Origin of the sequence: Pseudomonas sp. 382, assembly GCF_002759075.1 — a bacterium.
Taxonomy (GTDB): Bacteria; Pseudomonadota; Gammaproteobacteria; order Pseudomonadales; family Pseudomonadaceae; genus Aquipseudomonas; species Aquipseudomonas vlassakiae.
The window spans coordinates 1-3,572 of record NZ_PEMX01000082.1 but is presented as its reverse complement, the minus strand read 5'-3'; the positions used below and the strand labels follow the sequence as shown (position 1 = coordinate 3,572).

2 protein-coding genes are annotated in these 3,572 nt (G+C 66.2%); both read left to right on the top strand.

Features of this window, described 5'->3' with window-relative positions:
* The coding region (locus tag CQW31_RS30630; protein WP_143524290.1) for an acyl carrier protein at nucleotides 1-998 on the top strand (998 nt) is incomplete at its 5' end.
* Nucleotides 991-3,572 (top strand): amino acid adenylation domain-containing protein (locus tag CQW31_RS30625; RefSeq protein ID WP_143524288.1); only part of this gene is annotated, 2,582 nt, incomplete at its 3' end. The genes CQW31_RS30630 and CQW31_RS30625, both read left to right, overlap by 8 nt.

The window sequence follows — 3,572 nt, the reverse complement described above, 5'->3', positions numbered from 1 at the left end:
GCTCCGGCGAAGCACTGCCGGTGGAACTGCAACGCCAGACCCTGGCGCTGCTGCCGCAGAGCGGCCTGTACAACCTGTACGGCCCGACCGAAGCGGCCATCGACGTTACCCACTGGACCTGCGTCGAAGAAGGCAAGGATGCGGTGCCGATCGGCCAGCCGATCGCCAACCTGCAGACCTACGTGCTGGACGGCGAACTGAACCCGGTCAGCCCCGGCGTGACCGGCGAGCTGTATCTCGGAGGTATCGGCCTGGCCCGCGGCTACCACCGTCGTCCGTCGCTGACCGCCGAGCGTTTCGTCATCAGCCCGTTCGGCGCAGGCCTGCGGCTGTACCGCACCGGCGACCTGGCACGCCAGCGCGAAGATGGCGTGATCGAGTATGCCGGGCGCATCGACCACCAGGTGAAGATCCGCGGCCTGCGCATCGAACTGGGCGAGATCGAAGCCCGCCTGCAAGAGCTGGAGGCGGTACGCGAAGCCGTGGTGGTAGCCGGCGAAGGTCAGCTGGTGGCGTATCTGGTAGCTGAGCAGGCCGACAGCCTGGCGGCGATCAAGGCACATCTGGCCGCTGTACTACCGGACTACATGGTGCCAGCGCAGTGGGTTTTGCTCGAACAGATGCCGTTGTCGCCCAACGGCAAGCTCGACCGCAAGGCCCTGCCGAAACCGGAGCTGGGCCAGTCGCGGCGCGAGTACGTGGCGCCGCGGAACGAACTGGAGCAACGCCTGGCCGCGATCTGGCAGGAGGTGCTGCAGGTCGAGCGGGTCGGCCTCACTGACAACTTCTTCGAACTGGGCGGGCACTCGCTGCTGCTGGTGCGCCTGGTATCCCGACTCAAGACCGAGTTTTCCGTGGAATTGCCGATTCAGGACGCCTACCTCGCCGACGACCTCGGCGCCTTGGCCGCCCTGGTGACAGGTAGCGCGGCCCCGGCTGAACAAGACTACGACGCCATTTTTGACGCCTTGGACGAATTGGAGGCATTTGATGCTTAAGCAAGGGACCCAACAGGGCAATGAGCTGGTCCAGCGGATCAGCGGGCTGAACCACGACAAGCGCGTGGCCCTGTTCAAGCGCCTGCTGGAGAAAGGTGTCGATCTGGGCCGCCTGCCCATCGTGCCGCTGGCCGACGGCGAGACACTGCGCCTCTCCCATGCCCAGCAGCGCCAGTGGGTGCTCTGGCAACTGGACCCGCAAGGCGCTGCCTACAACATGGTCACCGTGCTGCGCCTGCGCGGGGCATTGAATCTCGAGGCCCTGCGCCAGGCATTCGACGACCTGGCGACGCGGCATCAGACGCTGCGCACGCGCTTCTTCCTCGATGCCGACGGCCAGCCACGCCAGTGCATCGAGGCGGCCGGGTCGCTGACGATCGACACGCGTCAGCTTGGGCAAACTGATGAGCCGGCATTGCTGGCCGCCATCGAGGCCGAAGCGACTCGCCCGTTCGACCTGGAAACGGGCCCGCTGTTGCGGGTAGCGCTGCTGGAAGTGGGCGATGCGGACCGCGTACTGGTCCTGACCCAGCACCATATCGTCTCCGACGGCTGGTCCATGCAGTTGATGGTCGATGAACTGATCAGCCTGTACCAGGCTCACTGCCAGGGCGTTGCAGCGCAGCTGCCGGCCTTGCCGATTCAGTATGTCGACTACGCCGGCTGGCAGCGCCAGTGGCTGGCCGCTGGCGAGCGCGAGCGTCAGTTGAATTACTGGACGCAGCGCCTGGCCGGGGAGCAAGGCCCGCTGGAGCTGCCGTTCGACCGCCCACGGCCGGCGCGCCGCAGCAGCCAGGGTTCACGGGAAATTCTCGAGCTTCCAACCGCGCTGCTGCAAGGCATCCGGCAACTGGCCCAGGCCCAGGGATGCACACCGTTCATGGTGCTGCTGGCCTCGTTCCAGTTGTTGCTGCATCGCTACAGCGGCCAGGCTGACATCCGTGTCGGCGTGCCTTCGGCCAACCGCAATCGCGCCGAGACCGAGCGCCTGCTGGGCTTTTTCGTCAACACGCAGGTGCTGCGCGCGGACGTCGATAGCCAGGCAGGCTTCCTCGACCTGCTCAAGCAGGTGCGCCAGGCTGCACTGGAAGCCCAGGCTCACCAGGATCTGCCCTTCGAACAGCTGGTCGAAGCCCTGCAGCCGGAGCGCAGCCTGAGCCGCAGTCCATTGTTCCAGGTGATGTTCAACTATCAGGTGAGCGAGGGCGCTATCAGTGACGGCGTGCAGCTGCCGGGGCTGGATGTGGCGCAGATGCAGTGGGCCATGCCCAATGCGCAGTTCGACCTGAGCCTGGACTGTGTCGAGCACCCACAGGGGCTCAGCGCCTCGCTGATCTACTCGACCGACCTGTTCGATGCGCCTCGCGTCCAGCGCATGGCCGTGCACTGGCAGAACCTGTTGCAGGCGATCATCGAAGCGCCGGCACAACGCATGGGCGATTTGCCCATGCTGCACGATGACGAGCGAGCGTTGGCGATCACTGGCTGGAACGCCACGGCGCGGGACTACCCAGGTACGCCGTACGTGCACCAGCTGTTCGAACAGCAAGCCGCCCGCCAACCGCAAGCACCGGCACTGACCTTTGCCGACCGCACCTTGAGCTATGCCGAACTGAATGCCGAGGCCAACCGCCTGGCGCAGTATCTGCGTAGTCAGGGCGTCGGCCCGGACGTGCTGGTGGGCATCGCCGCCGAGCGTTCGGTGGAAATGGTCGTCGGCCTGCTGGCGATTCTCAAGGCCGGTGGCGCCTATGTGCCGCTGGACCCGGAATATCCGCAGGACCGCCTGGCCTACATGTTCGAGGACAGCGGCATTACTTTGCTGCTGACCCAGTCGCACCTGCGCGATGGCCTGCCGATTCCCGCCGGGCTGGCGGTGCTCGATCTGGACCGGGCCGAGGCCTGGAGCGCGCTGGAGGCGAGCAACCCGGCTGTAGAACTGCACCCGGAAAACCTCGCCTACGTCATCTACACCTCCGGCTCCACCGGCAAGCCGAAGGGCGCCGGCAACCGCCATGTCGCCTTGCACAACCGCCTGGCCTGGATGCAGGAGGCGTATCAGCTCACGGCCACTGACAGCGTGCTGCAGAAAACGCCATTCAGCTTCGACGTGTCGGTGTGGGAGTTCTTCTGGCCGCTGATGGAAGGCGCACGCCTGGTCATGGCGCTGCCCGGCGACCACCGCGACCCGGCGCGCCTGGCCGAGCTGATCACCCGCGAACGGATCAGCACGCTGCACTTCGTGCCGTCGATGCTGCAAGCCTTCGTCGGCGACGAAAACGCCGCCCGCTGCACCTCGCTGCAACGCATCTTCTGCTCCGGCGAAGCACTGCCGGTGGAACTGCAACGCCAGACCCTGGCGCTGCTGCCGCAGAGCGGCCTGTACAACCTGTACGGCCCGACCGAAGCGGCCATCGACGTCACCCACTGGACCTGCGTCGAGGAAGGCAAGGATGCGGTGCCGATCGGCCAGCCGATCGCCAACCTGCAGACCTACGTGCTGGACGGCGAACTGAACCCGGTCAGCCCCGGCGTGACCGGCGAGCTGTACCTGGGCGGCATCGGCCTGGCCCG